This window comes from Flavobacterium sp. SLB02, from assembly GCF_009664855.1.
Classification (GTDB): domain Bacteria; phylum Bacteroidota; class Bacteroidia; order Flavobacteriales; family Flavobacteriaceae; genus Flavobacterium.
Genome location: NZ_CP045928.1, coordinates 184523 through 211331, shown reverse-complemented (window position 1 = coordinate 211331; position 26809 = coordinate 184523). Strand labels below are relative to the sequence as shown.

At 33.7% G+C, this 26809-nt stretch carries 30 protein-coding genes; 23 read left to right on the top strand and 7 right to left on the bottom strand.

From position 1 onward, the window contains the following. Positions 1–22: 22 nt before the first annotated feature. From GIY83_RS00970 to GIY83_RS00875, 20 genes are all read left to right on the top strand, one after another. Entirely contained in the window at positions 23–790 is a 768-nt protein-coding gene (locus GIY83_RS00970; protein ID WP_194618426.1) for a hypothetical protein, read from the top strand. 423 nt (positions 791–1213) lie between these two features. Then, positions 1214–1675, top strand: a complete 462-nt coding sequence (locus GIY83_RS00965; protein WP_068844590.1) for a MarR family winged helix-turn-helix transcriptional regulator — start codon at positions 1214–1216, stop codon at positions 1673–1675. Between the two features lie 4 nt (positions 1676–1679). Then, positions 1680–2312 (top strand): NAD(P)H-dependent oxidoreductase, encoded by a 633-nt coding sequence (locus GIY83_RS00960; protein WP_194618424.1) that lies wholly within the window; start codon positions 1680–1682, stop codon positions 2310–2312. A 31-nt stretch (positions 2313–2343) separates the two neighbouring features. Further along, positions 2344–2910 carry a YceI family protein gene (locus GIY83_RS00955; protein WP_194618422.1) on the top strand — a complete coding sequence of 189 codons (567 nt, stop codon included), beginning with the start codon at positions 2344–2346 and terminating at the stop codon, positions 2908–2910. A gap of 209 nt (positions 2911–3119) precedes the next feature. Continuing rightward, positions 3120–4400 (top strand): hypothetical protein, encoded by a 1281-nt coding sequence (locus tag GIY83_RS00950; protein WP_194618420.1) that lies wholly within the window; start codon positions 3120–3122, stop codon positions 4398–4400. A gap of 298 nt (positions 4401–4698) precedes the next feature. Next, a complete protein-coding gene (locus tag GIY83_RS00945) occupies positions 4699–6099 on the top strand; it encodes an anthranilate synthase component I family protein (RefSeq protein ID WP_194618418.1) in 1401 nt (466 codons plus the stop codon). A 98-nt stretch (positions 6100–6197) separates the two neighbouring features. Further along, positions 6198–6644: a hypothetical protein gene (locus GIY83_RS00940; RefSeq protein WP_194618416.1), complete on the top strand. Its 447-nt coding sequence runs from the start codon at positions 6198–6200 to the stop codon at positions 6642–6644. Between the two features lie 78 nt (positions 6645–6722). After that, positions 6723–7289 (top strand): aminodeoxychorismate/anthranilate synthase component II, encoded by a 567-nt coding sequence (locus GIY83_RS00935; RefSeq protein ID WP_194618414.1) that lies wholly within the window; start codon positions 6723–6725, stop codon positions 7287–7289. A gap of 53 nt (positions 7290–7342) precedes the next feature. Next, entirely contained in the window at positions 7343–7750 is a 408-nt protein-coding gene (locus GIY83_RS00930; protein WP_194618412.1) for a GNAT family N-acetyltransferase, read from the top strand. A 75-nt stretch (positions 7751–7825) separates the two neighbouring features. Beyond that, on the top strand, positions 7826–8818 hold the full coding sequence (gene trpD / locus GIY83_RS00925) for an anthranilate phosphoribosyltransferase (RefSeq protein ID WP_194618410.1): 993 nt from the start codon (positions 7826–7828) through the stop codon (positions 8816–8818). A 74-nt stretch (positions 8819–8892) separates the two neighbouring features. Further along, positions 8893–9672, top strand: coding sequence for an indole-3-glycerol phosphate synthase TrpC (gene trpC, locus GIY83_RS00920; RefSeq protein ID WP_194618407.1), 780 nt, complete (start codon positions 8893–8895; stop codon positions 9670–9672). Positions 9673–9820: 148 nt separating this feature from the next. Next, complete coding sequence (locus GIY83_RS00915) at positions 9821–10453, top strand: phosphoribosylanthranilate isomerase (RefSeq protein WP_194618405.1); 633 nt, start codon at positions 9821–9823, stop codon at positions 10451–10453. 12 nt (positions 10454–10465) lie between these two features. Next, positions 10466–11647 (top strand): tryptophan synthase subunit beta, encoded by a 1182-nt coding sequence (trpB, locus tag GIY83_RS00910; RefSeq protein ID WP_055095721.1) that lies wholly within the window; start codon positions 10466–10468, stop codon positions 11645–11647. A gap of 144 nt (positions 11648–11791) precedes the next feature. Further along, entirely contained in the window at positions 11792–12112 is a 321-nt protein-coding gene (locus tag GIY83_RS00905; RefSeq protein ID WP_194618403.1) for a gamma-glutamylcyclotransferase family protein, read from the top strand. A gap of 8 nt (positions 12113–12120) precedes the next feature. Beyond that, entirely contained in the window at positions 12121–12858 is a 738-nt protein-coding gene (locus tag GIY83_RS00900; protein WP_208684114.1) for a carbon-nitrogen hydrolase family protein, read from the top strand. Between the two features lie 231 nt (positions 12859–13089). Then, positions 13090–13851 carry a tryptophan synthase subunit alpha gene (gene trpA / locus GIY83_RS00895; protein ID WP_208684112.1) on the top strand — a complete coding sequence of 254 codons (762 nt, stop codon included), beginning with the start codon at positions 13090–13092 and terminating at the stop codon, positions 13849–13851. A 336-nt stretch (positions 13852–14187) separates the two neighbouring features. Beyond that, positions 14188–14817 carry a TetR/AcrR family transcriptional regulator gene (locus GIY83_RS00890; protein WP_194618397.1) on the top strand — a complete coding sequence of 210 codons (630 nt, stop codon included), beginning with the start codon at positions 14188–14190 and terminating at the stop codon, positions 14815–14817. Further along, positions 14807–16126, top strand: a complete 1320-nt coding sequence (locus GIY83_RS00885; protein ID WP_194618395.1) for a TolC family protein — start codon at positions 14807–14809, stop codon at positions 16124–16126. The genes GIY83_RS00890 and GIY83_RS00885 overlap by 11 nt, the downstream gene beginning before the upstream one ends. A 12-nt stretch (positions 16127–16138) precedes the next feature. Beyond that, positions 16139–17218: an HlyD family secretion protein gene (locus GIY83_RS00880; protein WP_194618393.1), complete on the top strand. Its 1080-nt coding sequence runs from the start codon at positions 16139–16141 to the stop codon at positions 17216–17218. A gap of 4 nt (positions 17219–17222) precedes the next feature. After that, entirely contained in the window at positions 17223–18809 is a 1587-nt protein-coding gene (locus GIY83_RS00875; protein ID WP_194618391.1) for a DHA2 family efflux MFS transporter permease subunit, read from the top strand. Positions 18810–19070: 261 nt separating this feature from the next. Here GIY83_RS00875 and yaaA read toward each other — a convergent pair whose 3' ends face one another. Beyond that, positions 19071–19829: a peroxide stress protein YaaA gene (gene yaaA / locus GIY83_RS00870; RefSeq protein WP_194618390.1), complete on the bottom strand. Its 759-nt coding sequence runs from the start codon at positions 19827–19829 to the stop codon at positions 19071–19073. Positions 19830–20302: 473 nt separating this feature from the next. Here yaaA and GIY83_RS00865 point away from each other — a divergent pair, with 473 nt between their 5' ends. Genes GIY83_RS00865 through GIY83_RS00855 form a run of 3 tightly spaced genes read left to right on the top strand, consistent with a single transcriptional unit; the run spans position 20303 to position 23126 of the window. After that, positions 20303–21733, top strand: a complete 1431-nt coding sequence (locus tag GIY83_RS00865) for a CCA tRNA nucleotidyltransferase (protein WP_194618387.1) — start codon at positions 20303–20305, stop codon at positions 21731–21733. Further along, positions 21733–22104: a hypothetical protein gene (locus GIY83_RS00860; protein ID WP_194618386.1), complete on the top strand. Its 372-nt coding sequence runs from the start codon at positions 21733–21735 to the stop codon at positions 22102–22104. Before GIY83_RS00865 ends, GIY83_RS00860 begins: the two co-directional genes overlap by 1 nt. Further along, positions 22101–23126 carry a COX15/CtaA family protein gene (locus GIY83_RS00855; protein ID WP_194618384.1) on the top strand — a complete coding sequence of 342 codons (1026 nt, stop codon included), beginning with the start codon at positions 22101–22103 and terminating at the stop codon, positions 23124–23126. The genes GIY83_RS00860 and GIY83_RS00855 overlap by 4 nt, the downstream gene beginning before the upstream one ends. 169 nt (positions 23127–23295) lie before the next feature. On the opposite strand, the gene GIY83_RS00850 is transcribed toward GIY83_RS00855, so the two are convergent. From GIY83_RS00850 to GIY83_RS00825, 6 genes are read right to left on the bottom strand one after another with little or no spacing between them, the layout of a single operon-like run. Next, complete coding sequence (locus GIY83_RS00850; RefSeq protein WP_194618382.1) at positions 23296–24063, bottom strand: LytTR family DNA-binding domain-containing protein; 768 nt, start codon at positions 24061–24063, stop codon at positions 23296–23298. 36 nt (positions 24064–24099) lie between these two features. Beyond that, the gene (locus GIY83_RS00845; protein WP_194618380.1) at positions 24100–24486 is read right to left on the bottom strand and encodes a 2TM domain-containing protein; all 387 of its coding nucleotides are present in this window, start codon (positions 24484–24486) and stop codon (positions 24100–24102) included. A gap of 16 nt (positions 24487–24502) precedes the next feature. Next, positions 24503–24808, bottom strand: coding sequence for a 2TM domain-containing protein (locus tag GIY83_RS00840; RefSeq protein ID WP_228520551.1), 306 nt, complete (start codon positions 24806–24808; stop codon positions 24503–24505). Positions 24809–24810: 2 nt separating this feature from the next. Then, positions 24811–25140 carry a 2TM domain-containing protein gene (locus GIY83_RS00835; protein WP_194618376.1) on the bottom strand — a complete coding sequence of 110 codons (330 nt, stop codon included), beginning with the start codon at positions 25138–25140 and terminating at the stop codon, positions 24811–24813. Positions 25141–25142: 2 nt separating this feature from the next. Further along, the gene (locus GIY83_RS00830; RefSeq protein ID WP_194618374.1) at positions 25143–25445 is read right to left on the bottom strand and encodes a 2TM domain-containing protein; all 303 of its coding nucleotides are present in this window, start codon (positions 25443–25445) and stop codon (positions 25143–25145) included. Then, complete coding sequence (locus GIY83_RS00825) at positions 25445–26803, bottom strand: 2TM domain-containing protein (RefSeq protein WP_173972694.1); 1359 nt, start codon at positions 26801–26803, stop codon at positions 25445–25447. Before GIY83_RS00825 ends, GIY83_RS00830 begins: the two co-directional genes overlap by 1 nt. Between the last annotated feature and the right edge of the window lie 6 nt (positions 26804–26809).

Here is a 26809-nt window from a genome sequence, read left to right as displayed (position 1 = left end):
CTTCTTTTAATCTAAAAATTTCATGAAAAATATTTTTCTTTCTATGGTATTAATCATAGGACTAGCTGGCTATGCTCAGGAAACAAAGCCTGAAAGCACGATAAGTAAAGAGCCAAGCCGATTAAATTTTAATGTTACTCTTGCAACCAGTCATCTCTGGAGAGGATTAATCATTAGCCCAAGCATGACCGCTATGGGAGATCTTCATTATACCTTTGATAAAAACCGAAACTTTTCGGTTGGAGTTTGGGGTGGTAATAGTTTTGATGGTAAATATACTGAGGTCGATTATTACGTTCAATACAAAAATAAAGGGCTGACAATTGGTCTTTGGGATTTGTTCAATACTACAAATGTTGAACATCCGGAAGTTTTTAATTATGACAAAAACACCACAACGCACCTTATCGATTTGAGAACTTCGTATCGTTTTTCTCAGGAATTTCCTTTACGAATTGAAGCTGATATTATTCTTTATGGAAATGATAAGGAATTACAACCTGATCTTGATTATAAAAACAGATATTCCACTTATGTAGAGTTAGGATATCCGTTGATAAAAAATGATCAAATTACATTAGATACTTATATAGGTGCAGGATTTTCGCTTGACGGAAAATCAAATCTATATTCTTCGAATACAGATCATAATTTCAACATAGTCAATGCAGGCTTTAAAGCTTCTAAGGATATTTCGATATTTCAATATAAACTTCCTGTTTTTGCAGGCATTATGTGGAATCCGGCTGAAAAATATACCCGTATGCAATTAGGAGTTTCATTATTCTAAAAACCGGAACTCATTATTTTTATCAAACCCGACACGTCTTTATGACCTGTCGGGTTTCTTGCATACGGGATTCGCATGAGGGATAGAAGTAAACTGCCGAAGCAGTGCGGATAGCCCGACAGCATCCCCTCATAATTTTAAATTTCTGATTTTAAATTTTAGATTCCTGATAAACCCGACAGATTCTATTGAATAATTATCAAAGCTCTATTTTAGCAAAACCAACACTGTTATTAAACAATCGTTAAATATTTACCAGACAGTATTTTAAGTAAAAAATTATATTATTTTTATACTAATTATATAGAGTTTATGTAGCTAGTTATTTCGCCTTTTTTGAATTAACAAAAATTTAACATGACATTTGTATATACAACTATTAAAAGATATACATTTGTATATACAAATTATACACTTACGACTATGACAATTGAAGAGGTTATAAAAAGTACAGTTAAGATGGATAATGCGAAAAAAGTTATTCTGAATATCATGTACACGCAAAACGTGATTCAGGATCATTTCAACGAGTTGATAAAACCGTATGATTTATCCGGAGAACAATATAATGTGTTACGTATATTAAGAGGACAAAAAGGAAATCCTGCTAATATGTGTGTAATACAGGAACGTATGCTGGCCAAAACAAGTAATACAACCCGATTGGTAGACAAATTATTACTAAAGGATTTTGTTACGAGAAATGTTTGCCCCGGCAATCGACGTAAAATTGAAGTTTTGATCACCCAAAAGGGATTAGATGTTTTGAAAGAATTAGACCCGAAAGTAGATGAACACGAGCGTGCATTTGCTGAGAATATAAGTCCTGAAGAATTAGAATTATTAAATAAATTATTAGAAAAATACCGAACCCAACAAAATTAATATTATGAGCACATTATTAGACAATCTAAACTGGAGATATGCAACAAAGAAGTTTGATGCAACAAAAAAAATATCTTCGGCAGATTTGAATACTTTAAAAGAGGCTGTTAGACTAGCTGCTTCTTCATACGGATTACAACCTTATAAAGTTGTTATTGTAGAAAATCCTGAAATTAGAGAGCAATTAAAAGCTGCTGCTTACGGTCAGACTCAAATTACTGACGCTTCTCAAATTTTTATTTTTGCTAACGACTTAAATGCCGGAGCAGAATCTGTAGATACTTACATCAAAAATATTAGCGAAACAAGAGGTGTTCCTGCTGATGCTTTGGCTGGATTTGCTGACATGATGAAAGGTACAATTGCTAACTTATCTCAGGATGCTAAAAATATCTGGACAGCAAAACAAACTTATATTGCTCTAGGAACTTTATTGGCTGCTGCTGCTGAATTGAAAATCGATGCAACACCAATGGAAGGATTTAATGCTGCTGCATTTAATGAAATCTTAGGTTTCGATAAATTAGGCTTAAACGCATCTGTTATCGCTACTGTAGGTTACAGACATGACGAAGATGACACACAACACTACAAAAAAGTTAGAAAATCTCACGAGGAATTATTTATCACTATATAATTATTATTAATCCAAAATCAATTTAAACAACATGAAAAATTTAAAAACAATTGCAATAGCATTATTCGTAGCAGCGGCTAGTATTTCAGTAAATGCTCAAACTAAAAAAATCGACGTAAAAGCATCTACTATCAAATGGGTAGGTAAAAAAGTAACTGGAGAACACTCTGGAACTGTAAACTTTAAAGACGGAGCTGTAGTTTTTAAAGGAAAAAAATTAACTGGTGGTTCTTTCACTGTTGATATGACTTCTTTAACTTCAACTGATTTAACTGGAGAATACCAAGGAAAATTGAATGGCCACTTAAAAGCTGACGATTTCTTTGGAACTGACAAATTCCCAACTGCAAAATTAGTTTTCAAAACTATCGGAGCTAAATCTACTGATGTTTACACAGTAACTGCTGATTTAACTATCAAAGGAATTACTAAACCAGTAACTTTTGACATCACTGTAGCAGGAAACACTGCAACTACTGCATTCAAAGTTGACAGAACTAAATACGGTATCAAATACAACTCTGGTAACTTCTTCGAAAACTTAGGAGATAAAACTATCAATGATGATTTCGAATTAACTGTAGCTTTAAAATTCTAATATTTTAAAATTCACACACAATTCTAATTATTATAAGAAAAACCCCAATGGTTCAAAACCATTGGGGTTTCTTTTTACATTATTTTCAAAAAGATAACATCCTTAATATTCGCATAACACTTTCGTAATAACATCTAATACTTTGATTAACATTGGGCTTCTAATTTTGGGCTAACTAAAAAAACAACCCTGGAATCAAAATTATAGTTATGAAAGCAAAAATACATATTGCAATTATTACTCTTCTAAGTACTTTATTTTTACAAGCACAACAGCAACCTAAAGGAATTATTGGCAACTCGAACTGGATGGGTAACTGGACCAATTTTAAGCCAGCCAATACTGAATATAACGAAGCAACAAATATTATTGCAGGTACTATCGACAAAGACACCAAATTATTAAAACGAAATACATATCAGTTAGTTGGCGTTGTTTACGTGACCAAAAATGCTGTTTTAACGATAGAACCCGGAACCGTTATTCGAGGAGACGACAAAACTTGCGGAACTCTTGTAATAACCAACGGAGCAAAAATTGTGGCCGAAGGTTTAGAAACTGATCCTATCGTTTTTACTTCAAATAAAGAAATTGCAGATAGAAAACCCGGAGATTGGGGAGGAATCATCATACTGGGAAAAGCGCCTATTAATACTATAGGTGGTGTACATACGCTACCTTTTGATCTGGAACCAATGCTAAATCATTACGGAGGTCAGGATGCCGAAGACAATTCAGGAATTTTAAAATATGTAAGAATTGAATATTCCGGTAGAAAACTGAGTGCTGCCAAAGAACTTAACGGACTTTCACTAGCCGGAGTGGGCCGAAAAACAGTTTTGAGCAATATCCAGATTAGTTTTTCAAACGATGATTCGTTCGAATGTTATGGCGGAGATTTAAATATGAACAATCTTGTTTCGTACAGAACTACAGATGATGATTTCGATTTTACACAAGGGGTTCAAATCAACATCAATAACAGTATTGCTATTCGTCATCCTTTTTCATCAGATATTTCAGGTTCAAGATGTTTCGAGGTAGATTCTTATGACAAAATTGGAAATACAGATATGAGCAAAAAATTGACTAAAATAAATGCGAGCAATATTACTCTTGTAAACTTGGAAGAAAACAATCAGGGACTTGTACGTGAGTCTGTTTACGTTAGAGAAAATACGCTGTTTAATTTATCGAACAGTATCATTTCAGGTTTTTCTCCCTTTGTTTTATTGGAAGGAAATATTGGAAACGGCGATTTTAATTTAGCTAAAATTACATTCAAAAACTTAATCGTTAACAATTGTAATGGTGGAATTGTAAGCGAAGCGGGTGGTGCAAATCCGTCAATTCAAAAATTCTATAGCAATCCTGATTTCGAAATAAATTATACAAAGCTCAAAAACAGCGAATTGTTTACAACGCCTAATATCAAAGGAAATCCGGATTTTAGAATGAACCAAAACAATACAATTGCGATTGGAAATTAGATCTTTAAAGTAATTTAAAACAGTAGAATTTAACAAATTTTAAAATTTAGAAAAGATTTTTTTGAAATTTTATGTATTCTAATCCAAATTACATTTATATCTTTGTCACATCAAAATAAAGAAATGAAAACATTAATGAACAATACTTGGTGGTGGAAGAATTTACGTCAAACGTCGTGAACGAAGCTTCCTATGGTACTGTAAAACTATAAATATAAAGGGCTTGTCATCACGACAAGCCCTTTTTTTTTGGTCGAAACTAAAACAAGAAAATATTAAAAATCAAAAACAACATACTTTGAAACCTTTTATACTCAACACACACTACAAACAAATTCTGGCAGACACGATTACGCCGGTAAGTATTTATTTTAAAATAAGAGATAAATTCCCGAATAGTTTATTACTGGAAAGTAGTGATTATCACGGAAATGACAACAGTTTCTCATACATCTGCTGCAACCCGATTGCAACGATTAAAATCGAAAACGAAATCATCTCAAAAACTTTTCCTGACGGAACAACAGAACAAATTGCAATCGATGCTTCTACCAATATTCCTCAGGTAATTCAGGAATTTTCAAGTCAGTTTCAATCCGAGAAAAACGATTTTAAATTCATTAATAATGGATTATTCGGATACATTTCTTACGATGCCGTTCGTTATTTCGAGAAAGTTTCGATTGCCAAAAAAGATACTGCGACTTTAATTCCTGATGTATTTTATGCAGTTTATCAAAACATCATCGCTATCAATCACTTTAAAAACGAAGCGTATATTTTCTGCCACAGCGTAGACGGAAAAAACAATATTGCCGAAATCGAGCAATTACTTCAATCCAGAAATATTGCATCCTACAAATTCACCAAAGAAGGCGAAGGTTTCTCTAACCTAACTGATGAGGAATTCAAACACAATGTGGCTTTAGCTAAAAAACATTGCTTCCGCGGAGATGTTTTTCAATTGGTATTATCACGCCGATTTACTCAAGGTTTTAAAGGTGATGAATTCAACGTTTACAGAGCTTTAAGAAGTATTAATCCATCTCCTTATTTATTCTTTTTTGATTATGGAGATTTCAAAATATTTGGGTCTTCGCCCGAAGCACAAATTATCGTAAAAAACAGAAAAGCTGAGATTCACCCCATCGCCGGAACATTCAAAAGAACCGGAAATGACGAACGCGATGCTGTCTTAGCCAAACAACTTTCTGAGGATAAAAAAGAAAATAGTGAACATGTCATGTTGGTTGATTTAGCCAGAAATGATTTAAGTAGAAATGGTCACAATGTAAACGTAGAAAAATATAGAGAAGTTCAGTTTTTCTCTCACGTAATTCACTTAGTTTCTAAAGTTACAGGACATTTACACGATAAAGCTACCACGATGCAAGTCGTTGCAGATACTTTCCCGGCAGGAACTTTAAGCGGTGCTCCAAAACACAGAGCGATGCAATTGATTGAAGATTACGAAAAAACAAATCGTAATTTCTACGGAGGAGCTATAGGTTTCATGGATTTTGAAGGCAACTTTAATCACGCGATTATGATTCGAACTTTCCTTAGTAAAAACCATCAATTACATTGTCAGGCGGGTGCCGGAATTGTTGCCAGTTCTGACGAAGAAAGTGAAATGCAGGAAGTTTATAATAAATTAAGAGCATTGAATACGGCCCTTGAAATGGCGGAGAAAATATAGAAAAAATTAGTTTCAAGTTTTTTTAATTTCAAATTTCAAGCTGTTGGAACGTGAAACCTGAAACTTGAAACAACAAAAACAAACCAAAAACATAACCTATGAAAAATATAATTCCTTTTTTTATCGCTTTCGTTCTTTTAGTATCATGTGAATCTAAGAAAGAAACAACGACAATTCCGTTAACAGGAACTTGGCGTCTGATATCAGCAGAAACCACTGAAAAAGATTCAACGTTTTCTACTTTCAATCCAAAAACAAAAATGATTAAAATTATAAATGACACCCATTTTGCTTTTTTTAATCATGATTTGAATAACGGAAAAGACAGTACGGCAGTATTCTTTGGCGGAGGTGGAAAATATACTTTAAAGGATAGTATTTATACAGAGAATTTAGAGTTTTTTAATAACAGACAATGGGAAAACGGAAAATTTGAGTTTACAGTAAAAATTAAAAATGACACACTGACTCAGAAAGGAATCGAAAAAGTAGAAAAATTAGGAATCGACCGCATTATTACTGAAAAATACGTTCGAGAAAAATAAAAATCAGTTTTCAGTCGCAGTTTTCAGTCACAGAACTTGAAACTTGAAACAAAGAAAACCTGAAACAAAACAAAAGACATGAAAAAAATATTAGTTATAGACAATTACGATAGTTTCACTTATAATTTAGTGCACTATTTAGAGGATTTAAACTGCGAAGTTACCGTATACAGAAACGATGAATTCGAAATTGACGAAATCGCTTCTTTCGATAAAATATTACTTTCTCCGGGTCCTGGAATTCCGGATGAAGCAGGTTTATTAAAAGCTGTAATTGCAAAATATGCTCCAACAAAAAGCATCTTAGGAGTTTGTTTAGGTCAACAAGCCATTGGGGAAGTTTTTGGAGGAACGCTTTCTAACCTTGATAAAGTATATCACGGAGTTGCTACAAATGTAAAAACCGTAGTTGCAGATGAAATTTTGTTTGAAGGTTTAGGAAACAAATTCGAAGTTGGGCGTTATCATTCATGGGTTGTTGATGCTAATTTGCCTGATGTTCTTGAAGCAACTTCAATAGACGAAAACGGACAAATTATGTCATTAAGACACAAAACTTTTGATGTTCGCGGAGTGCAGTTTCACCCCGAAAGTGTTTTGACGCCAAACGGAAAAAGAATTTTAGAGAACTGGATAAAGAGCTAGTTTACAATATTCAGTCGCAGTATTCAGTCTCAGAAAAAAAAACTTAGAATCTCATGAAAATAACTATTTCAGCAACTAAAGAAATCAACATTGAAGATATACTGATTTTATACCAAGCAAATGAATGGAGTTCAGCCAGTAAGCCCAATGAATTGTATAATGGCCTTTTGAATTCTGAAACTTTAATAACTGCCTGGGACGGAAAAAAGTTAGTGGGATTAGGAAATGCAATTTCCGATGGTTATTTAACCGTTTATTATCCACATTTATTGGTACTTCCTGATTATCAGGGAAAAGGAATTGGAAAATTGATTATGGATAAAATGCAGGAGAAATACAGTCACTTTCATATGCAAATGCTAACCGCCGACGGAAAATCAGTTGATTTCTATAAGAAAAACGGATTTGAACGTGCCGGAAAAACAGAACCTATGTGGATTTATCAGGGGAATGAACATTAAAAAAGTAGGCAGTCTCAGTCACAGTTTACAGTCTTAGCAACTTAGAGTCTTAGTAACTCAGAACCTTAAAGAAAAATGAAAAATATATTAAACAAATTAATCAGTCACGAAGTGCTTTCAAAAGAAGAAGCAAAAAACGTATTGATTAATATTTCAAGCGGTCAATACAATCCGAGCCAGATTTCGGCATTTTTGACTGTATTTATGATGCGAAGCATTACAATTGATGAACTTTCGGGCTTTCGTGAAGCTTTGTTAGAATTGTGCGTTCGCGTTGATTTATCAGCTTATAATACGATCGATTTATGCGGAACAGGTGGTGACGGAAAAGATACTTTCAACATCTCGACTTTAGCATCATTTATATCCGCCGGAGCGGGAATAAAGGTGGCCAAACACGGAAATTACGGCGTTTCATCGATTTCAGGTTCGAGCAACGTAATGGAAAAAATGGGAATCAAATTCAGCAATGATGCTTCGTTTTTAGAAAAATGTATTGACAAAGCTGGAATTTGTGTTTTGCACGCTCCCCTATTTCACCCGGCAATGAAAAACGTTGGGCCTATTCGTAAAGAATTAGCGGTAAAAACGTTCTTTAATATGTTGGGACCAATGGTAAATCCGTCATTTCCACAAAATCAATTGGTAGGTGTTTTCAATCTGGAACTAGCCAGAATGTATGCGTATTTATATCAAAATACTGATATAAATTTCACCATTTTACATTCGCTTGACGGATATGACGAAATCTCTTTAACAGGCCCGACCAAAACGATAACCTCACATATGGAAGGCATGCTAAAACCGGAAGATTTTGGCGTTCGTCTTTTATTGCAAAGCGAAATTGAAGGCGGAAAAACCATCGAAGAATCAGCAGATATGTTTACCAATATCATTTCTGGAAAAGGAACCGAAGCGCAGAACAATGTAGTATTGGCCAATGCTGCAATGGCGATTGCAACAGTTACAAAGTGTTCTCCTCTCGAAGGATTTGAATTGGCAAAAGAGAGTCTGTTCTCAGGAAAGGGATTAAAAGCATTGCAGACATTACAAGAATTAAGCAAATAAGAAACAAACACAAATTTCACGAATTAGCACAAATTAACTTTGCATCTTTGTGACTTTGTGGCAAAAGAAAAGCCATGAATATTTTAGATAAAATAATAGTTGATAAAAAACGAGAAGTCGTTCTTAAAAAATCAATCATTCCGGTTTCGCAATTGGAAAGTTCAGTATTTTTTGGAAGAGAAACCATTTCTTTAAGTCAAAAATTAAAAGCAAGTTCAACCGGAATTATTGCAGAACACAAACGTCGTTCTCCATCTAAATCAGTAATCAATCATAGTTTTACTGTTGAAGAAGTGGTGAAAGGATATGAAAATGCAGGAGCTTGCGGAATTTCGGTTTTAACGGATGGAAAATATTTCGGTGGTTCTCTTGACGATTTACTTTTGGCAAGAGCATCAGTAAATATTCCGCTATTGCGAAAAGAATTTATTGTCGACGAATACCAAATTCTGGAAGCCAAAGCTTTTGGAGCCGATTTAATTTTATTGATTGCAGCAGTTTTAACTCGCGAGGAAATCAAATCATTATCAGAATTTGCAAAGAAATTAGGTTTAGAAGTTCTACTGGAAGTTCACAATCAGGAAGAATTAGAAAAATCGATTATGCCAAGTTTAGATATGATTGGCGTAAACAACCGAAACCTAAAAACATTTGAAGTAAGCTTAGATTTCAGCAAACAATTGGCATCGCAAATTCCGGACGATTTCGTAAAAGTTTCCGAAAGCGGCATCTCATCAATCGAAGCCATTTCTGAACTACGTCCTTACGGTTATAACGGTTTCCTAATTGGAGAAAACTTCATGAAAACTGATAACGCCGGACAAGCAGCTATTGACTTTATTAGTCAGCTGTAGGCTTAAAAGTTCGCCACGAATTTCACGAATTAGCACCAATTGAACTAGTGCAATTCTTTGCAAAAAAACTTTGCGCCCCTGAGCCTTCGTGGCAAAAAACAAAAAAACTTAGTGTCTTAGAGCCTTCGTGGCAAAAACATCAAAAAAAATGAAACTCAAAATATGCGGCATGAAATATCCAGAAAACATTCTCGAAATAGGAGCGCTCCTACCCGATTATATGGGATTTATTTTCTGGGAGAAATCCGCACGATACTTTAACGGAACCATTCCTGAATTGATCAAAACCATCAAAAAAGTCGGTGTTTTTGTTGATCAGAGTCAGCAAGAAATTCTGAAAAAAGTAGCACAATACAATTTACAAGCTGTTCAGTTACACGGAAATGAGTCGGTTGAATTTTTATCAGAATTAAAAAAACAACTGCCTAAAAAAACCGAAATCATAAAAGTATTTTCGGCCGATAATGACTTTGATTTCGAAATCATAAAACCTTTCGAACCGGTTTGCGATTATTTTCTGTTTGATACCAAAGGAAAATTACCTGGCGGAAACGGAACCACTTTTGACTGGACGATATTAAAAAAATACAAATCTGATAAACCCTTCTTTTTGAGTGGCGGAATCGGAATGAACGAATTAAAAGCCATCGAAGAAATTTCAAAAACCAATCTTCCTATTTATGCTGTCGATATAAATAGTAAATTTGAAATCGAACCTGGTCTAAAAAACAAAAATCTATTTAGCAATTTCAAACGAAAATTTGATGTTGCCAACTTTTAAAATTGGAATAAAATGAATTTTAACGTTAACGAAAAAGGATATTACGGAGAATTTGGAGGAGCTTACATTCCTGAAATGCTGTACCCAAATGTAGAAGAATTACGCCAGAATTATTTAAAAATTACCAGCGAACCTGATTTTAAAGCCGAGTTCGATCAGTTACTAAAAGATTACGTTGGCCGCCCAAGTCCGCTTTATTTCGCCAAGCGTTTATCTGAAAAATACAATACAAAAGTTTACTTAAAAAGAGAAGACTTAAACCATACCGGAGCACACAAAGTCAATAACACCATTGGGCAAATATTAGTTGCCAAACGTTTGGGCAAAAAAAGAATCATTGCCGAAACTGGAGCGGGTCAGCACGGTGTAGCAACGGCGACAGTTTGTGCCCTTATGGGAATGGAATGTATCGTATACATGGGAGAAATCGACATTGCGCGTCAGGCGCCAAACGTGGCGCGTATGAAAATGTTAGGCGCTGAGGTACGTCCGGCACTTTCGGGTTCAAGAACTTTAAAAGACGCTACAAACGAAGCAATTCGTGACTGGATCAATAATCCGGTTGACACCCATTATATTATTGGATCTGCGATTGGGCCGCATCCTTATCCGGATATGGTGACACGTTTTCAGAGTGTAATTTCTGAAGAAATAAAATGGCAGTTAAAAGAAAAAGAAGGACGTGAAAATCCTGATTATGTTGTCGCTTGTATTGGTGGCGGAAGTAATGCTGCCGGAACGTATTATCACTTTTTGCACGAACCAGAAGTGGGTATTATTGCCGTTGAAGCAGCCGGAAAAGGCGTAGATAGCGGTCATAGTGCAGCAACCAGTAAATTAGGAAAAGTGGGCGTTATTCACGGTTGCAAAACCCTTTTAATGCAAACTCCTGACGGACAAATTACCGAGCCATATTCAATTTCGGCAGGTTTAGATTATCCGGGAGTTGGACCAATGCACGCACATTTGGCACAAACCGGTCGTGGCGAATTTTTCTCTGTGACTGATGATGATGCTATGAATGCCGGATTGCAATTAACGAAATTAGAAGGAATTATCCCGGCAATAGAGAGCGCGCATGCTTTTGCAGTTTTAGATCAAAAGAAATTTAAGCCAACTGATATTGTCGTTATAAGTCTTTCTGGTCGTGGAGACAAAGATTTAGATAATTATATCGATTACTTTAAATTATAAGATTAATTTGGGCGTTACCTCCCGCGCGGGCTATCCGCTATATTCCCGATTAACAAAAACTACGGCTAAAAAGCCTTGTTTTTCTAAATCGGGAGATACCGCTCCTATCCCTAACGCAAACAAACAACGAGAAAAATAATAATTATGGAAAAGTTATTTTCATACGGAACATTAAGATCGAAACAAATTCAAATGCAGCTTTTCAAAAAGCTATTAACGGGAATACCGGATCAGTTACTTGGCCACAAACTAAAAAGTCTTCAAATCGAAGAAGAATTTGGAATGGCAGACTATGTTGTAGCTGTACCGAGCGCAGATTCTTCAGATCCTATACATGGTGTTGCTTTTAATATTTCGGCTTCGGATTTAGCTAAAGTAGATATATTCGAATCTAATGCTTATAAAAGAGTTCAGGTTACGTTGAAGTCTGGAACAGTTGCCTGGGTTTATATCGAAAATAAATAAAAGTCGATATGATTTTAGCCGCTGCACAAACAAAACCAACCCGAGGAGATATTGAAGCTAATTTATTAGATCATTATCGCCTTATAGAATTAGCTGTGCAAAATAGAGTACAATTAATCGCATTTCCTGAAATGTCAATTACAGGTTACGAAAGAGAAAATGCTCAACAACTAGCTTTCAAAAAAGACGATTCCCGTTTGGATTATTTAAGACAATTGGCTGTCGAAAATAATATCATTATTGTTGCTGGAGCACCAATTGAGATCGAAACGAAATTGTTTATTGGCGAATTTATTATCACACCGGATAATTCAGTTACAGTTTATACAAAACAATTTTTACATGAAGGCGAAGATGAGTTTTTCCAATCTTCTTTCGATTACAATCCGATGATTACAATTGAAGATAAAAAGATTTCGTTTGCCATTTGTGCTGATATTGATAATCCGCTGCATTCGGAAAATGCCTGTAAAAAAGAAACTGATATTTATATCGCAAGCATCTTTTTTACTCCAAACGGAATTCCGAATGCCTATAGAGATTTACAAAGCTATGCTCAAAAGCATAAAATGAATGTTTTGATGTCTAATTTTGCTGGAGAATCATGGGGTTATCCTTCAGCAGGACAAAGTGCATTTTGGAATAACAAAGGTGAATTGATTGCTCAAATGAACGATTCAGATTCCGGATTATTATTAATCGAAAATAAAAATGATAATTGGATAAGTAAAATTATAAAAAAATAATGCCACAGATTTCACAGATTAGAACAGATTTTTTGTTTCGCGCAGATTCTGCAGATTACAGCAGATTTAATTAAAAAAATCTGCATGAAGCAGCTTAAATCAATTTAAATCTGCGTGAAACAAATTTTCAGCAGTAATCAGTAAAAATCTTTTAATCTGTGGCAAAAAAAAACTCAAAAAACACCTACAAGGTTTTGAAAACCTTGCAGGAGTAAATAAAAAGATAAAAAAATGAACAGAATAACTCAAAAATTACAAGAAGATAAAAAGATACTTTCTATTTATTTTTCGGCTGGATATCCTAACTTAAATGATACCGTTCAGATCATTCAGGATTTAGAAAAAAATGGCGTTGACTTAATCGAAATTGGTTTGCCTTTTAGCGATCCTTTGGCCGACGGACCAACGATTCAGGCGAGTTCGACTAAGGCGCTTCATAACGGAATGACGACTCAAATTCTATTCGATCAATTGAAGAACATCCGCGAAAGCGTAAAAATTCCGTTGATTATTATGGGATATTTCAACCCGATGTTACAATACGGAGTTGAAGAATTTTGTAAAAAATGTGCTGAAATTGGTATCGATGGTTTAATTATTCCTGATTTACCGGTAGATGTTTACGCAGACGAATATAAATCAATTTTCGAAAAATACGGATTGATAAACGTGTTCCTGATTACGCCACAAACTTCTGACCAACGTATTGGTTTTATCGACAGTGTTTCAAACGGATTCATTTATATGGTAAGTTCTGCAAGTGTTACAGGATCTCAATCAGGTTTTGGAAACGTTCAGGAAGATTATTTCGAAAGAATTTCAAACATGAATCTTAAAAATCCACAAATTATTGGTTTCGGAATTTCGAATAAAGAAACTTTTACACAGGCAACTAAGTTTGCAAAAGGAGCTATTATTGGTAGCGCTTTTATTAAACATTTAAGCGAGAATGGTTCTGGTAAAATTGCGGAATTTGTTGGGGAAATTCGATAAAACTAATTTTTCTAACATATATAATAACGTCTAGTCTGTCATTCCGACGAAGGAGGAATCTCCGTTGCAAAATCACCAAAGATTGACTCTTGATTACGGAGTTACTTGAGAAGATTCCTCCTCCGTCGGAATGACAAGATTAGGAAAAATACATAGCTGAAATAATATCATTCATAATATTATTTCAGCTTTTTTTGTTGATAAACATTGGCTTCAAAGAGTGTTTTCACTCTAAAACCACTACAAGGTTTTCTGTTAAAATTATGTTAAAATAAAATTAAACAACTGTTTAATTTAAACGCTTGTTTAATTTTGTGGCCAATTAGAAACAATACCATGTCAAACTTCGAATTAAACGATAAAAAAATTCAAATTCTTGAGGTTGCTGAAAAGCTATTCTCTGAAAAAGGATTCGAAGGAACTTCTATACGAGACATCTCAAAACATGCCAAAATAAATATTGCCATGGTTTCGTATTATTTTGGTTCTAAAGAAAGACTGCTTGAAGCGTTAATTATCTACAAAACTTCTGATTTAAAATTACAACTCGAAAATTTATTACAGGAAAATCTCGAACCTATTGAAAAAGTCAATAAATTAATCGAAATTTACATTAACCGAATAAGTTGTAACAAAGGGATTTTCAGAGTGTTGCATTTTGAAATCAACGCAAAAAAAAGAGAGAAAAGTTTTATTGCTTTTACAGAATTAAAAAAAGGAAATCTAAAATCTGTTGAGAGTATTATTGCTCAAGGTCAGGCTAAAGGCGTTTTCAGGAAAGATGTTATTATCCCGCTGATTACTCCAACCATTATTGGAACCTTTTTTCACTTTCATATGAACAAACCTTTCTTCGAAGAATTACTGAATTTAAAAACAGAAGCTCTGTACAATGATTACATTAAAACCAGTCTTACAAAGCACATTCAACAAACTATAAAAGCTCTACTTGTTTATGAAAATTAATCAATTAATGCTCTTTGGTATTTTCTTTATCGGAATTTCATCAATAGAAGCACAAGAAAAAACAAGTTTAACCTTAGACGAAGCCGTGAAGTTGGCTTGGGAAAAAAGTAACGAAGTTACTCTTGCCAGTACTAAGGTAAACACAAAAAAGTACGAATTACAAGAAGTTAAAAACAATCAGTATCCGGATATTAAAGTTTCGGGACAATACCAACGCCTTACAAAAGCGTCGATTGATATGCCAAATCAGGGAGAAAACGCATCTTTAGCCTCTCCTGACAGAGCAATGATTGGAATGGCAAATTTAAGCTTGCCTCTTTTTGCAGGATTTAAAATTCAAAATAGCATTAACGCATCGGACAATTTATATGAAGCAGAAAATGCAAATGCTGCTAAAACAAAAGAAGATGTTGCTTTAAGAGTTATTACTTATTATACTGCTCTATATAAAGCTCAAAAAACTTTGGATGTTTTAAATGAAAATCAAAAAAGCGCGAAACAGCGTGTTACTGATTTTACAGAATTAGAGAAAAACGGAATTATCCCGAGAAATGATTTATTAAAGTCACAATTATTAGTTTCAAAAACGCAATTATCTATTGATGAAGCTACTAACAACCTTAATAATATCAACTTTTATCTGACTACTTTATTGAAGCTGGATCCAAGTACAAAACTTCAGGTTAACGAAGCTGATTTCTTTAATTTAAAAACGAATAATGCACCAACATCTGATGTTTTAGCACTTCAAAACAGAAAAGATTTAGAAGCGATTCGTTTTCAACAAAAAGCTTCTGAAGCCAATATCAAAGTGGCAAGAGCAGCATACTATCCTACATTAGCATTACTTGGCGGATATACTGCTTTAGATCTTAAAGATATTATTACTGTAAAATATGCCATGAACTTTGGTCTGGGTTTAACTTATGATATCTCTGGAATTTACAAAAACAGCGCTCATGTAAGAGAAGCTGAAAGCAGAGCTTTGGAGGTTAAAAATACAGAAGCCGTAATGACAGATCGTATTAAAGTTGAAGTTCAAAAATCTATTGAAGATTATGACCTGGCTATTAATCAAAGTGTGGTTTATGACGAAGCGCTTCAACAGGCATCGGAAAATTACAGACTTGTAAAAGATAAGTTCGACAATGGTTTAGCGGATACCAATGATTTGGTTGAAGCCGATGTTGAGCAATTAAGCGCTAAGATCAATACCGCTGTATCTAAGGCAACAATTATTCAAAAATATTACGAATTACTTTCAGTATCAGGACAATTATCACAATCATTCAATCTTTCTAAAATATAATCGATAGCTCTCATGGAAAAGAAAAAAACAAATACTAAATTCATCATTATACTAACCGTGTTGGTTTTAGTGGGCGGAACTTACGGAATAACAAAATACATGCACTCCTTAGCCCACGAAGAAACAGATGATGCTCAGATCGAGAAAAAAATGAATCCAATTATTCCTAGAGTATCTGGATATATTAGCAAAGTGTATGTAAAAGATAATGATTTTGTAAAAAAAGGAGATACTTTATTTACTATCGATAAAAGAGATTACCAATTAAAAATCGATGAAGCGAATGCTGCATTATTAGGTGCTGAAGGTCAATACGAAGCTGCAAAAGCAGATATTGGGAGTGCAAATGCAAACATTTCGGTTTCTGATGCTCAAATGAGATCTGCAACGGGGTCTATCGAAAGTGCAAAAATCAGATTAAGACAAATTACTAACGATTACAACCGTTACAATAATCTTTACAAAACGCACACGATTACAAAACAACAATATGAGCAGGCATTATCTGCAAAAGATGAAGCTGAAAACCAGGTTCGTGTTTTAGAACAACAACAAAGAGCAAGTTCTTACCAAAAATCAGTAATTCAGTCAAAATCTAAAGTTTCTGACAAACAAACTGAAGTTGCTGCTGCAAATATCAAAAGAGCTAAAACAATGTTGGATGTTGCTCATTTGAACCTAACGTATACTGTTGTAACTGCAGCAATTGACGGTCAGGTTTCTAAAGTTGATATTCAGCCAGGACAATTGGTTCAGCCAGGACAATCTTTATTTTATATCATCAATAACAATGAAGCATGGGTTGTAGCAAACTTTAAAGAAACACAATTAAACAAAATGGTTGTGGGACAAAAAGTAAGCTTAAAAGTAGATGCTTATCCGAACTACGAATTCAAAGGTACCTTAACTTCATTTTCTCCTGCAACAGGATCACGTTTTTCATTATTACCTCCTGATAATGCAACAGGTAACTTCGTAAAAACAATTCAGAGATTACCGGTAAAAATTAGTTTAGATGAATCAAACGATCCTGAAAAAGTAAAATTACTAAGACCGGGAATGAATGTTGACGTAGATGTACATTTAAAATAAAATAATGACAGCAGTACAAGGAGACGACGATTTAGTAGAATACGGTTACAGACGTGTCATTATTACGATTACTGCAGTACTTTGTGCACTGTTGGAAATTGTAGATACCACGATTGTAAACGTAGCACTAACAGACATGCGAGGTAGCCTTGGTGCTACTTTGACTGATGTGGCTTGGGTAATTACAGCATACGCAATTGCGAATGTTATTGTAATTCCGATGACGAGTTGGCTTTCGCAGCAATTTGGAAGACGTAACTATTTTGTGGCTTCTATCATAATATTTACAGTCTGCTCCTTTTTGTGTGGTAATGCCAGTAATATTTGGGAACTGGTGGCTTTTAGGTTTGTACAAGGTATGGGTGGTGGCGCCTTATTGGTAACCGCTCAAACCATTATCACCGAGAGTTATCCCGTGGCAAAACGTGGTATGGCGCAAGCTATTTACGGTATGGGTGTAATTGTTGGTCCAACTTTAGGTCCGCCTTTAGGAGGATATTTAGTAGATAATTACTCTTGGCCTTATATATTTTATATCAATATACCGTTAGGGATTATTGCAACTATTTTGGCTCTTACTTTTGTAAGAAGTCCAAAATACGGAGAGAAATTAAAAGCAAATCAGGTTGACTGGTGGGGAATCATATTGTTGGCCGCTTTTATTGGTTCATTACAATTTGTTCTGGAACACGGACAACAAGACGATTGGTTTAACGATTCGACAATTGTAACCCTAAGTGTTGTTACAGTTCTTGGATTGGTATTGTTTATCTGGAGGGAGCTTACTTATAAACATCCAATTGTAAATTTAAGTGTTTTAAAAGACGGGAATTTAAGAATTGGAACCGTAATGTGTTTTATTCTTGGTTTCGGTTTATACGGATCGACTTTGATTATCCCGATTTATACGCAATCTATTTTAGGATGGACTGCAACTGATGCCGGATTATTACTGATCCCTGGTTCGATTACAACAGCGATCATGATGCCATTTGTTGGTAATATGATTCAAAAAGGGGTTCCGCAAGGATATATGGTGGGAGTAGGATTTTTAATTTTCTTCTTCTTTACCTTTATGATGCGAAACCGTCTTACGCCTGATACCGGAGTTGAACATATGTACTGGCCTTTGATTTTAAGAGGAATTGGTTTAGGATTACTTTTTGTACCTATTACAACACTTTCGCTTTCTACATTAAAAGGAAAACATATTGGTGAAGGTGCTGCTTTTACTGGAATGATGAGACAATTAGGTGGTTCATTTGGTATTGCCATTATTACCACTTTTATCACTCGTTTAAGTCAGGAACACAGAGTTAATTTATTAACGAATTTAGATCCTGCCAATTATCAGGTGCAACAACGTATACTAGGAATGCAAAGAGCTTTTGAAGCGAAAGGTTATAGTGCCGATGTTGCCCTTAAAAAAGCCTATCAGGCAATAGATTACGCAGTTTTGAAACAAAGTACAGTGATGTCGTATATGGATATTTTTATGTATCTGGGAATCATGTTCTTATTCTGTATACCAATTATTCTTTTCATTAAAAAAGGAAAAAACAAAATTAATCCTGCGGATGCAATGCATTAATAATAATTGATTTATAATACGAAAAATCCGGACTATTTATTTAGTCCGGATTTTTTATTTTTATATAATGATCTTCTGGATTTGAAGAGATTGAAATTGTTTCCTACAATATTTTTTGAATCTGAAGGATTAAAATCCCTGCCTACAATATGTCCCGAGTCTCCAACTCTCTAGTCAAAACTTTAAACCTTAGCAGTTTCTAAAAAAAACCTCTGTCCCTTTGCCACTTGCCACTTTGAACCTTTGTCCCTCAAAAAAAAACTATCTCGTAAACACCAAATGATTTCCTTCTGAAAGATTAGCATCAAAATGATATCCTTCATAATTGAATCCTTTTAGGTCATCAATAGTTTCCGCATTCGTATCAATAATGTAACGTACCATCATCCCTCTCGCTTTTTTAGCAAAAAAACTGATTATTTTTAGTTTTCCATCTTTATAATCTTTAAAGTCCGGAGTAATTACAGGAACTTTTAGAGCCTTAACATCTACTGCTGAAAAATATTCGTTACTGGCCAAATTCACAAACAATTCTCCTTTTTCTAATTCTTTGTTTAAAGCTTTAGTAACGGTTGGTTTCCAGAATTCGTGCAGATTTTTGTATTCACCAACTGGCAATTTAGTCCCCATTTCTAAACGGTATGCCTGCATTAAATCTAATGGTTTTAAAACACCGTAAAGACCTGAAAGAATTCTAAGTTTGCTTTGTAAAACATCTAACTTTTCAAGCGGAATTGTGTAAGCATCCAATCCTGTATATACATCTCCGTCAAAAGTATAAATTGCTGGATGTGCATTTTCAGGCGTAAAAGGTGTTTTCCAATCCTGATTTCTCTTCCAGTTTAAATCTGATAATTTATCTGAGATTGACATTAAGTCTGATAATTCAGCTGGTTTTTTTTCTTTTAAAACTTTATGAACCTGACGTGCTTCTTTCAAAAAAGCCGGTTCTGTATATTGAGTTGTTGGTAATTCTTTTTCGAAATTTAATGACTTCGCTGGCGATATAACAATTTTCATGTGTGCGTTTTTATATGATTCAAAAATACAAATTGAAATTTTAAAAATTATCGTTTACAATTGATTTGTTTTATTGCTGCATAGTTTTTTCCGCCACGAATTGCACGAATTTCCACGAATTATTTTTTTATTAAGATTGCGAAGATTTTTGTGCCATAGATTAAAAGATTTCCACAGATTTTTTTTAAAATCCATTTAAACCTTTAATCTGCGGCTATATTTTTTACGCCAAGAATTGCACTAATTTTTTAATCCTTTTTATTTCATTAATCTGTGGCTGAAAAAAATTAATTAGTGGAAATTCGTGCAATTCGTGGCAACTCTTTCTCAATTCATAAAAATTGACGTTACAAAATGTGAAATTGTTCAAAAAAGTCAACAATACATTATTATAGGCATTTTCTATGTTGTAAATTTGCAGACGTTTCATTCTCTTCAAGAAAAGAAATGTAATATTTAAAATTAGTGAATTCGTGGCTATACAAACAAATTATAAAACAGCATTACAACATAAAATCTTCGAAATAATTTCGAAAGCATCTCAGGAACTCAATGTCGATAGTTATGTTATTGGCGGTTTTGTTCGGGATTTGCTTTTAAATCGGGGTTCAAAAAAAGACATTGATGTGGTTGCTGTTGGCAGTGGTATAGAATTGGCTTTGAAAGTTTCTGAATTACTTCCTAAAAAACCAAAAGTACAGGTTTTTAAAACTTACGGAACGGCAATGTTGCGTTTTGAAGATACTGATATAGAATTTGTAGGAGCACGAAAAGAGTCTTATAATTTTGACAGCAGAAATCCTATTGTCGAAAACGGAACGCTTGAAGACGATCAAAACCGTCGTGATTTTACCATCAATGCTTTGGCTTTATCTCTAAACGAAAAAACATTCGGAGATCTTTCTGATCCTTTTAATGGTTTGGCTGATTTAGAGAACAAAACGATTAAAACGCCTTTAAATCCTGACATTACTTACTCTGATGATCCTTTGAGAATGTTGCGTGCGATTCGTTTTGCAACGCAATTGAATTTCGAAATCGAAGAGAATTCATTGAATGCTATCACCAAAAATGCAGATCGTATCAAAATTATCTCTGGCGAAAGAATTGTAGACGAATTAAACAAAATTTTATCTACACTTAAACCGTCAACAGGATTTTTACTTTTATATAAAACTGGGCTTTTGGATATTATTTTACCCGAGTTAACAGCGCTTAATCAGGTCGAAGAAATTGAAGGTCATACTCATAAAAACAACTTTTATCATACACTTGAAGTGGTTGATAATATCTGCCCAAATACAGATGATGTCTGGTTACGCTGGTCGGCTTTGTTGCATGATATTGGGAAAGCGCCAACAAAACGGTTTAATAAAAAACAAGGATGGACTTTTCACGGACATGAGTTTTTAGGTGGTAAAATGGCTAAAAAAATATTCGAACGTTTGCATATGCCATTGAATCACAAAATGAAATTTGTGCAAAAAATGGTTATTATGAGTTCGCGGCCGATTGTTTTGGCACAGGATATTGTAACCGATAGCGCAGTTCGTCGTTTGGTTTTTGATGCCGGTGAAGATGTAGATGATTTAATGACGTTATGTGAAGCTGATATTACAACCAAAAATCCGTCGAAGTTTAAGAAATATCATAAAAACTTTGAAATCGTTCGCAAGAAAATTGTTGAAGTAGAAGAACGTGATCATGTTCGTAATTTTCAACCGCCAATTTCAGGTGAAGAAATTATGGAATTGTTCGATTTAAAACCTTCACGCGAGATTGGAGTTTTGAAAGAAGCGGTGAAAGAAGCTATTTTAGAAGGTGATATCCCGAATGAATATCAGGCTGCTTATGATTTTATTATTAAAAGAGCTGCAAAATTAAATTTAACGCCTAAAAAGTAATGGATCTATTAGGGGCTATTTTTTCTATTATTTTAATATTAATAGTTTTAGTAACTAATATTATTTTTATTAGAAAAATTAATAGAACTAACAGTAGTCACTATAAATATAAAATCTTCTTTTTTTTAATCAGTATTGCTTCCATATCTGCTATAATGATTATAGGCGCGATTTTTCAAAATGCAGTTCTAATTGATTATTTTAAAATAACAATGAACATTGAAAGCTATCAATATAGAATAATAGTTATGACAGTGATCCTAATTATCAACATTATAGCAAACTTTACTTTATTAAAACTTTATTTAAAAAGAAGAGAACGAAAAAGCAAAAACAAAATTAACGAGATTGAATTAATTGGAAAAGAATGAAAAAAGAGAATAAATCAGTAATCATTTGGTTACTATCAGGTTGTGTTTTATTGTTTTTAATGGTTGTTGTTGGCGGAATTACCCGTTTGACTAATTCAGGTTTATCAATGACCGATTGGCATTTGGTAACCGACACCTTCCCTCCTTTGACGGATGCAAAATGGAATGAAGCTTTCGAGCAATACAAAAAATTTCCTGAGTATCAAAAAATCAACATTCATAACGATTTTCAACTAGCAGATTATAAGTTTATTTACTTCTGGGAATGGTTCCACCGTTTTATTGGTAGAATCATAGGATTGGTTTTCTTTGTTCCTTTTGTTTATTTTTTAATGAAAAAGAAACTGGACCGTGCAACTGTCAAAAAATGTATCGTTCTTTTGGCAATGGGAGCATTTCAGGGTTTCCTTGGATGGTTCATGGTTCGCAGCGGATTAATCGATAATCCAGACGTAAGTCACTTTAGACTTTCTTTGCACCTTACTTTTGCATTTATCACTTTCGCCTATACTTTATGGGTTGCATTGGATTTAATTTATCCTGAAAGAACGATTACTAAAGTAATTCCGCTTCGTAATATTGCAAGATTTGCTTTAGTTGCTTTATTAATTCAAATTATTTATGGTGGTTTTGTAGCAGGATTAAATGCAGGATTAATTCACAATCATTGGCCATTAATGAGCGATGGAGAATTTATACATGATTCTGTTTTTATTGAACAATCTACTTTGGTCAAAAATTTAATCGAAGGTAAAAGCGGTGTTCAGTTTGTACACAGAACTTTTGCTTATGTAGTGGTTGCTTTTATCTTATTTTTATATTACAAAAGCACTCAATTTTCACTTTCAAGAACACAGGTAAACGGAATTAAAACTTTAGTTCTTTTTGTATTTATTCAATTTGCGTTGGGTGTATTTACGCTATTGTACAGTATTCCATTGGCTTTAGGATTAATTCACCAAATTATGGCGTTCTTCCTTTTAAGTGCCATGACGTTTACCTTGCATAGATTGAGTAAATAAAAAAAATCTTCAAATAAAAAAATCCTTCAACCGAAGGATTTTTTTTTATTTTTAATTAATGCTAAATATTTGGCTAATCTTTGTGTTAACCGGATTAAAATCAGGTGCTACAAAATAGATCGAGCCGATGGCTCTTTAATTTAAGGTTGAATTCTGGATGGAATAAAATTTACCCCAACCAACTTTTAAAATCCTGTACTTTCTCGCGGCTTACAATTACCTCATCTTCTTTGTAAGTAGGTAAAATAACTTTGAGGCGAGAATTGGTATATACCTGGATTTCTTTTATTGCCGTAAGCGGAATAATAAATTTTCTGCTTACGCGAAAGAAATCCTTCATGTCTAATTCCTGCTCCAGAACTTCTAAAGTAGAATCGATCAGATAGTTTCTATTATCGAAAGTATGAATATAAGTTCCTTTGTTTTCACTAAAAAAACATTCGATTTCATCGGTTGTAATCACTTTTAAATGCTGCCCTATTTTTACGGTGAAACGTTTTTTGTAACTCTTTTCGAAAGGATTAGATAACATCTGACGTATTTGCTCAAAATCAAGCTGTAGATTTTGATTTCCTGAATTTGCTTTCGGAATTCGGTTTTTGAATTTAGTCACCGCTACTTCTAAATCATCCTCGTCAATAGGTTTTAAAAGATAATCGATACTGTTTAATTTGAATGCCTTTAAAGCATATTCATCATAAGCTGTAGTAAAAATAATAGCGCTTTGAATGTTTATCTTTTCGAAGATTTCAAACGACAAACCATCTGATAACTGAATATCCAGAAAAATTAAATCAGGATGTTCATTATTGCTAAACCAGTGAACTGATTCTTCTACAGAGTGCAGCATGGTTTCTACGGCAATATCTAACTTTTCTAGTTTACGCTGCAATAATCTTGCTGCCGGTTTTTCGTCTTCTATAATTAATGTGGTCATTTAGTACAATGCAAAAATTGAAATTTTAGTTTAAAATTACTCCCATTTATTTTTATTCTGAGCCTCTCTCTCCATATATTTTTGAATTTTCTTTTGTTCCCAGTCTCTGCCGAAAAATATATCCGGTCCAAAAACTGTAAAGGCATGAATCAATAAAGCTATTCCCCAAAACAGTGCTGTAGAATAAATTTCCCAATTATTTAAACTTCTTATCGTAAAATGATTTCCATTATTAAAATCATATCCAACAAAATTCCTGTTTACACTAGTGATAATGATAATAGCATTTACTATAATATAAACCTTCAGGTGCGAATAAAATCCTTTGATTTTTTTTACTTTTTTATACGCAATATTATAACTTTCGTCTGTACTAAATTCTTGTCTGTATTCATCATACATACGTTGTCTAAATCGTCCCATTTTATTTTGAATTAAATTATTGCCATTTATTTTTACCTTCTTTTTCTTTTTCCATCAGTTCTTTGATTTTCCGTTCTTCCCATTCTTTTCCAAGAACCGGAAATATTTTAAAAACTTTCATTCCGTGAAAAACAACTCCAACTCCCCACCACATTAAAGGCCAATAGAACCATAAATGATCCGGTGATGTGTATAAATTGACAAAAATAAGAACAACATTTACACCAATAAAAGCGGTTAAATTTCCGTAAAAGCCTTTAATTTCTTCAACTCTCTTTTTTGCCAGATAATATCTGTCTTCTTCATTTAAATTAACTTCCATGATTACTCCCATTTTTGTGTTTTTTCTTTTTTCTCTAAAATACTTTTCACTTTTCGCTCTTCCCATTCTTCTCCAAAAATTTTAAAAGAAGCGAATAAATCTACCGCAGAAACTAAAAAAGCGGTTGTCCAGATGATCATTACAAAACAATTTATATATTTAAACGGCAGGAAATTTAAAGGTAATCCTGCGTATTCTTTTAAAATAAAAATGATCATTCCGATAGCATAAACAAATGCATGCGAATAAAATGCCTTAAGTTTAAGTACTTTTTTATTGGCCATTTTTTGAAGTTCGAATTCTTCCTCGCTATTGTTAAAATTATTTTCCATGATTACTCCCATTTTTGTTTTGGATTCTCTTTTTCTAAAAGCGCCTGAATTTTTCGTTCTTCCCAATCTTTATTAAAAATAGGCGAAAACCCAAAAGCTTTCATGCCATGCAAAATGATCGGAATTGCCCATCCTATTACAGAATATATACACCACAAATACCCAGGAGATGTCATAAGATTAACCACTATAACAATGGGATTACAAAGAAGATAAACCGTTAGGTGCTGGTAAAACTTTTTTATTTCGACGACTCTTTTCTGAGCCTCGTAATAGCGTTTTGCTTCATTATAATTGGGTTCCATTATTTCCAGTTTTTTTGTTGTTTTTCTTTTTCAAGAATCTCTCTTATTTTTCGTTCTTCCCAATCTGAGCTGTAACCAAAGACTTTAAAAGCATGCATTACCACTCCAAACCCCCAGCCCAAAGCCGAAAACCAAAACCATTGAAATCCAGGAGAATACCTCAAATTTATAAAAATTAAGAATGGAATTACACAACAATATGAAATAACATTCCCGTAAAAACCTTTTAATTCTTCTACTCTTTTTTTAGCTCTGAAATAAGCCTTATTCTCATCGCTATATTCTGCACTTGTTTCCATAACTGTAATTTGTTTGGTCAAAATTGGAATTTTAACTGTAAAAGTTTTTTCATTTTGTTCGATCAAAACTTTTCGGTTTGTTATAATCCCGTATCGATTTACAATATTTTGCAATCCGACTCCCTGCCTGTCCTGCAAAACTTCTTTTTTCTGAAAATCATTCTGAATTGCTAAATAATCTCCGTCAATAAAAATTCTGATATGCAACGGTTTTTGTTCGCTTACGATGTTATGTTTCACTGTATTTTCCAGCAAAAGCTGCAAAGACAGCGGAACCACTTTTGCATCAGGGTTTATATTTGTGGTGGGCAATTCGTAAAATAAACTATTTTCGAAACGCATCTTCAGCAAATTCATATAAGTTTTTGCAAACGACAATTCATCTTCTACAGATACTAGTTCTTTATCTTTTTGTTCTAAAACGTAGCGGTAAATTTTAGATAAAGAAGTCGTAAATCGTTGCGCATTATCCGGATTTTCTTCGATTAAAGAACTTAATACATTTAAACTATTAAAAAGAAAATGTGGATCTATTTGATTTTTTAAACTTTCGAATTTTGCATTTGCTGTTCCTGCAATAATCTTTTGTTGTGTAATTTCGAATTTTGATGCCTGTTTCCACTTTACCATAAAACTTCTGGCCTGCATAAAAGTCGAAACTCCCAACGCGAGTATGATATAAAACAAGTGTACCCAAATCATCTTATCGCTAAAAAAAACTTCTAGAGATACATCCTGCAAAATAACATAGATGTAATAGTTAATTCCTAAAACGATCGGAACTGTATACAAAACAGTAACCAAAATTCCGTAATATACCCTTAAGTTCGTTTGCTCTAACCAATCCCATTTTTTATCTAAGTAAACATTAATATATCCGTTACCAAAACCTACAAGGAAGGAATAAAGACAGCTGATAAAAAAAGTAATAAGAACGTTTCTGACATTTAAATCACCTCCTAAACAAGCTGAAAATATTACCGTAAAAATCATAGAAATCTTGAACGAAACTATTGTTCCACTTTTTAAATCTCCATAAACAGTTCCGCGATCTTTCATTATATT

Excerpts from the sequence above, each read along its gene's own strand:
- trpC (WP_194618407.1), top strand. The coding sequence starts at position 8,893 with ATGAATATTTTAGATAAAATAATAGTTGATAAAAAACGAGAAGTCGTT.
- GIY83_RS00850 (WP_194618382.1), bottom strand. The coding sequence starts at position 24,063 with ATGACCACATTAATTATAGAAGACGAAAAACCGGCAGCAAGATTATTG.
- GIY83_RS00840 (WP_228520551.1), bottom strand. The coding sequence starts at position 24,808 with ATGGAAGTTAATTTAAATGAAGAAGACAGATATTATCTGGCAAAAAAG.
- GIY83_RS00930 (WP_194618412.1), top strand. The coding sequence starts at position 7,343 with ATGAAAATAACTATTTCAGCAACTAAAGAAATCAACATTGAAGATATA.
- GIY83_RS00880 (WP_194618393.1), top strand. The coding sequence starts at position 16,139 with ATGGAAAAGAAAAAAACAAATACTAAATTCATCATTATACTAACCGTG.
- GIY83_RS00845 (WP_194618380.1), bottom strand. The coding sequence starts at position 24,486 with ATGGGACGATTTAGACAACGTATGTATGATGAATACAGACAAGAATTT.
- GIY83_RS00875 (WP_194618391.1), top strand. The coding sequence starts at position 17,223 with ATGACAGCAGTACAAGGAGACGACGATTTAGTAGAATACGGTTACAGA.
- GIY83_RS00950 (WP_194618420.1), top strand. The coding sequence starts at position 3,120 with ATGAAAGCAAAAATACATATTGCAATTATTACTCTTCTAAGTACTTTA.
- GIY83_RS00830 (WP_194618374.1), bottom strand. The coding sequence starts at position 25,445 with ATGGAACCCAATTATAATGAAGCAAAACGCTATTACGAGGCTCAGAAA.
- GIY83_RS00855 (WP_194618384.1), top strand. The coding sequence starts at position 22,101 with ATGAAAAAAGAGAATAAATCAGTAATCATTTGGTTACTATCAGGTTGT.
- GIY83_RS00940 (WP_194618416.1), top strand. The coding sequence starts at position 6,198 with ATGAAAAATATAATTCCTTTTTTTATCGCTTTCGTTCTTTTAGTATCA.
- GIY83_RS00890 (WP_194618397.1), top strand. The coding sequence starts at position 14,188 with ATGTCAAACTTCGAATTAAACGATAAAAAAATTCAAATTCTTGAGGTT.
- GIY83_RS00935 (WP_194618414.1), top strand. The coding sequence starts at position 6,723 with ATGAAAAAAATATTAGTTATAGACAATTACGATAGTTTCACTTATAAT.
- trpA (WP_208684112.1), top strand. The coding sequence starts at position 13,090 with ATGAACAGAATAACTCAAAAATTACAAGAAGATAAAAAGATACTTTCT.
- GIY83_RS00970 (WP_194618426.1), top strand. The coding sequence starts at position 23 with ATGAAAAATATTTTTCTTTCTATGGTATTAATCATAGGACTAGCTGGC.
- yaaA (WP_194618390.1), bottom strand. The coding sequence starts at position 19,829 with ATGAAAATTGTTATATCGCCAGCGAAGTCATTAAATTTCGAAAAAGAA.
- trpB (WP_055095721.1), top strand. The coding sequence starts at position 10,466 with ATGAATTTTAACGTTAACGAAAAAGGATATTACGGAGAATTTGGAGGA.
- GIY83_RS00965 (WP_068844590.1), top strand. The coding sequence starts at position 1,214 with ATGACAATTGAAGAGGTTATAAAAAGTACAGTTAAGATGGATAATGCG.
- trpD (WP_194618410.1), top strand. The coding sequence starts at position 7,826 with ATGAAAAATATATTAAACAAATTAATCAGTCACGAAGTGCTTTCAAAA.
- GIY83_RS00915 (WP_194618405.1), top strand. The coding sequence starts at position 9,821 with ATGAAACTCAAAATATGCGGCATGAAATATCCAGAAAACATTCTCGAA.
- GIY83_RS00900 (WP_208684114.1), top strand. The coding sequence starts at position 12,121 with ATGATTTTAGCCGCTGCACAAACAAAACCAACCCGAGGAGATATTGAA.
- GIY83_RS00955 (WP_194618422.1), top strand. The coding sequence starts at position 2,344 with ATGAAAAATTTAAAAACAATTGCAATAGCATTATTCGTAGCAGCGGCT.
- GIY83_RS00835 (WP_194618376.1), bottom strand. The coding sequence starts at position 25,140 with ATGGAAAATAATTTTAACAATAGCGAGGAAGAATTCGAACTTCAAAAA.
- GIY83_RS00885 (WP_194618395.1), top strand. The coding sequence starts at position 14,807 with ATGAAAATTAATCAATTAATGCTCTTTGGTATTTTCTTTATCGGAATT.
- GIY83_RS00905 (WP_194618403.1), top strand. The coding sequence starts at position 11,792 with ATGGAAAAGTTATTTTCATACGGAACATTAAGATCGAAACAAATTCAA.
- GIY83_RS00860 (WP_194618386.1), top strand. The coding sequence starts at position 21,733 with ATGGATCTATTAGGGGCTATTTTTTCTATTATTTTAATATTAATAGTT.
- GIY83_RS00960 (WP_194618424.1), top strand. The coding sequence starts at position 1,680 with ATGAGCACATTATTAGACAATCTAAACTGGAGATATGCAACAAAGAAG.
- GIY83_RS00825 (WP_173972694.1), bottom strand. The coding sequence starts at position 26,803 with ATGAAAGATCGCGGAACTGTTTATGGAGATTTAAAAAGTGGAACAATA.